This is a genomic window from Butyrivibrio sp., assembly GCF_017635265.1.
Taxonomy (GTDB): domain Bacteria; phylum Bacillota; class Clostridia; order Lachnospirales; family Lachnospiraceae; genus Butyrivibrio.
Map to the genome: position 1 here is coordinate 1 of NZ_JAGBLU010000056.1, position 3,935 is coordinate 3,935.

Sequence of the window (3,935 nt, forward strand, 5' to 3'; positions counted from 1 at the left end):
AAAGAAGTCATCAATCCAGCCTATCGAAAAACATTGGACGATTTCTACAATGCGGCTAAGGGTGCGGATATGATCGTGTACCATCCGAAAGCATTGGGTGCTGTAGACATAGCACTAAGTCTTAGGATACCTTGCGTAAGTATGCCTCCTGTTCCTATTACTTTTCCTGCCAGCGAGTTCGCCAATCTTGCAGTAACATATAAAAACCTTGGGCCTGTATTAAACAAACTTTCATATATAATAAATGAGAAAGCAGAGGCATCACAGATAAAGGAAATCAATGATTTTCGTGAGAAAACACTTGGAATTAAAAGGCGCCGAGCTGGACTATACACCTATACGGATGGATTAAAACAAATTCCTATTGTTTATCCGATAAGCTCTTTGCTGTTTCCTGATGTCAGGAGTTGGGACGGACAAGTATTTCTGCCTGGATTTCTGTTTTTGGAGACAGATGAAGAACTATCCGATGAAATAATAGATTTCTTAAATGCGGGAGAAGCACCTGTCGTTGTATCATTCAGCAGTATGCCACTTTCTGATCCTGAAAGATTTATGAAGAAGCTGGCTCAGGCTGTTGAGAAAACAAATGAACGGGCTATCGTTTTGACTGGGAATAGTGGACTTATTGGACAAAGCAGTAAAGAAATCCTATTCGTTAAGTCGGCACCTCATTCACTTTTGTTTACCCGTGCAAAAGGAGTGATTCACCGTAAGCGCTTATTACTGCCCCGTAGTTACGGGGCATATATTTTGCCCTAAAATAATATCAGGCAGGATGATCTAAGACATGACTTCTACCAAAATTCACCGCTTCATTTCGCCATGGTAGAGTAAACAGCTCTCCATCCCGCCTATCATAGTAGAGTAAACGTATTGCCAATGCTGTGGAGGGGAAAGCCTATGCCTAAACCATTAATGAGCGATGAACAGTGGATCAACTTCTTAAAAGAATGTAGGAGCAGTGGAATGTCCGACAAGGACTGGTGTATCATGCACGGAATACACCCTTCTACTCTGTATAAGGTCATTAAGCGCCTTCGTCAGAAAGCGTGCGAAATTCCTGATCATGAAGAGAATACTGTTTCTCTTAAGCAGGAAGTTGCCCTGGTGGCCTCAATCGACGAGAATGGAGTATTAACTAAAACGCAGCTTCCTGAATCAGTACCGCTTCAGGTTTCAGATACATCAATGATGCCATTAACAACTTCCTGCAAGGAACGCCAGTTAGAAACTACCGTGCGGATCGTTATGCCATCGGGTGTGCAGGTAGAGATGTCAAACAACGCTAATGCAGCCACCATAAGAAATATACTGGGTGTGCTGCAGACTTCATGATAGGCGATCTTTCCGGTGTGAAGAAAATCTACATGATCACCGGATACACTGATATGAGAAAGTCAATTGAGGGGCTGATGGGACTTATAAAAGATGTTTATGATCTTGATCCATACGCAAATGCTGCGTTCTTCTTTTGTGGAAGACGTGCAGACAGGATAAAAGTTCTCCATTTTGAGCCGGATGGAATGACATTACTATATCACAGGCTTGATGAAGGCAGATATCACTGGCCAAGGAACAAATCCGAGGCTCTGGAGTTATCAAGACAGCAGCTCAGGTGGCTCCTTGAGGGGTTGGAGGTAGAACAAAAATGTTCGATCTCAAAGGCATCCCGAAGAGATTTCTGACAAAGAAACAGGGCTTTGTCACATGCAAAAAAATGCACAAATATCTCCGCTATATATGCTCTGAAGTGCCGTATTTTCGGCACTTTTATGACTATTAATCAGTATACATTACTGATAAAATATATATAGAAACGGAGATAAATCATGTCGGCTTCCGAAAACAATTCCACTTTGACAAAGCCAACTGAATATAGACCAGATGAGGGATTGAGCACTATGGATCAATCACTTCTTCTGTCGCAGGTACTGGAACTTAATAAAAACCTGCAGGAAACTATTGCCCGCCAGACAGACACTATTGCTGAGCTGACACGTGAGCTTGAATGGTTCAGAAGGAACATGTTCGGCAAGAAAACCGAAACTGCCAAACGCTTTGACGAGTATGAAGGTACAGAGTTTAGGCAGCTTGGTCTTTTTGATTCCATGAGCGCAGAGCAAAAGCTCATGCTGGGACTTGAAGAAGAAAAACCAGCGGAAAAGATCACTGTTAACAGCTATAAGCGCACCAAGACTGAACGTAAGAAGAAGCGTACACGGGAAGAACTGCTTGCCAATGCAAAGAAGGGCGAAGATAAGCTGATATACGCTTCTGACGAAGAAAAGATCTGTGATCTCTGTGAGTCAGAGATGAGTCATTTTGGATGGGAATACGTGCGCACAGAGGTTGAGCACATCCCGGAAGAAATCATATATCATGAAGTATATGTAGAAAAACTGATATGCAAGAACTGCAAGAAAGAAGATGATCTTTTTATTACCAAATGTGCGGTTGCACCACCTGCATTCATCCCACACAGCTTTGCTACGCCCTCTCTTGTTTCTTTTGTTGGCTACCAGAAATATCAGATGGGAGTACCAAACTACAGGCTTGAAAAGCACTTTGAGCGTAAGGGCATCTTTATATCAAGAGCATGCATGAGCAGCTGGCTTATCTGGGCAGCTGAGAACATACTGTTTATACCGTATGAAGTTCTTCATCAGCTCATAAAGCAGCGCTTTATTGTAAATGCCGATGAAACAGTTGCACCGGTAAATAAGATTGTTGAGCTTGAGCCGCTTGCAGATGTAAACGGAATGCCTCTTAACGTTGTAGCAGACGTAGATTATGTAGAAATCCGAAAGGAATGCGAAGCGGAAGCTGCTGACGAGACCGATGATACTGATGAGGAAAAAAACAAGGCTATCAGCGGACGTCAGAATTGCTATATGTGGATTTATGCATCTGTGTATGGGACTGATAGGCCGCTGCTGCTCTATGATTATCAGCCCTCAAGAGGAGGTTATAACTGCCGAAACTTCCTGGGATCAGATTTTTCGGGATACCTTATGACCGATGGGTTCTCAGGATACAACAAGATGGAGAATGCCAAGAGGCTGACATGCGCAGATCATGTAAGGCGTAAATGGTTTGAGGCAATCAGAAATAAATCAGGACCATTGAACTATGAAGACCCTGCTGTTGTAGGCTTCATGGCCATAAATAAAATATATCAGGAGGAAGCACTGCTGAAAGGCAAAGATCCTGATGTCATAAAGGCTGAACGTTTGAAAAAAGAAAAGAAAAACTGGGATGCCTTTAAGAAATGGTGTGAAACACTTGACCCGGCTGGAGGCTCTGCTCTCCAGAAGGCTGTTAATTACACCCGCAATAACTGGGACAAACTCATGCGGTATCTGGAAGACGGCAGACTGCCGCTTTCAAATGCTGCAGCGGAACGCTGCGCAAAATCTTATGCAACCATCCGCAAGAATATGCTATTCCACGATACATCTAGAGGAGCCAGATCCGCTGCCATCATCAAGTCTCTTATTGATACGGCAGCTGCAAATAGCCTTGATCCTGAACTTTACCTGACAGAGCTTTTGGAACATGCCCGAGACTTTAAAGATGAGCCTGCACGGGCAGCCGAGTATATGCCATGGACTGAAAAGATGCAGACAAGGTGTAGACATAAGACCAGGAAGGAAGATCTAGGTCAGTAGGATTCATGCCTACATGAGATCAAACTTTCTCGAAATTTTAAAAGGCCACCGGGAAGGCTTTATTTTTTAAAGCCACTCCGGTGGTCTGGTTAGTTATGAACGGGGGTACAAAAAGCGCTTACGTTAAGCTCGCTCTGCTCTTTGGAATACTGTCTTATAAGGGTTTCATACCTGCTCTCGGGCATCTTCCCCAAAGCATTATCCTCATAAATCTTGCAGATAAGCCTTTCAAGATCATCCACACGCTTGCGACATACCTTAAGG

General features: G+C 43.4%; 4 protein-coding genes. All 4 read left to right on the forward strand.

Features of this window, described 5'->3' with window-relative positions:
• A partial coding sequence (locus J6O61_RS07365) for a hypothetical protein (protein WP_330613746.1) occupies positions 1 to 762 on the forward strand: 762 nt, incomplete at its 5' end.
• Between the two features lie 141 nt (positions 763 to 903).
• Positions 904 to 1,338 (forward strand): IS66 family insertion sequence element accessory protein TnpA, encoded by a 435-nt coding sequence (gene tnpA / locus J6O61_RS07370; RefSeq protein WP_292211391.1) that lies wholly within the window; start codon positions 904 to 906, stop codon positions 1,336 to 1,338.
• Between the two features lie 17 nt (positions 1,339 to 1,355).
• Entirely contained in the window at positions 1,356 to 1,688 is a 333-nt protein-coding gene (gene tnpB, locus J6O61_RS07375) for an IS66 family insertion sequence element accessory protein TnpB (protein WP_292211393.1), read from the forward strand.
• 144 nt (positions 1,689 to 1,832) lie between these two features.
• Positions 1,833 to 3,671, forward strand: a complete 1,839-nt coding sequence (gene tnpC, locus J6O61_RS07380) for an IS66 family transposase (RefSeq protein WP_292211396.1) — start codon at positions 1,833 to 1,835, stop codon at positions 3,669 to 3,671.
• The last annotated feature ends 264 nt before the right edge of the window (positions 3,672 to 3,935 follow it).

Excerpts from the sequence above, each read along its gene's own strand:
- tnpA (WP_292211391.1), top strand. The coding sequence starts at position 904 with ATGCCTAAACCATTAATGAGCGATGAACAGTGGATCAACTTCTTAAAA.
- tnpC (WP_292211396.1), top strand. The coding sequence starts at position 1,833 with ATGTCGGCTTCCGAAAACAATTCCACTTTGACAAAGCCAACTGAATAT.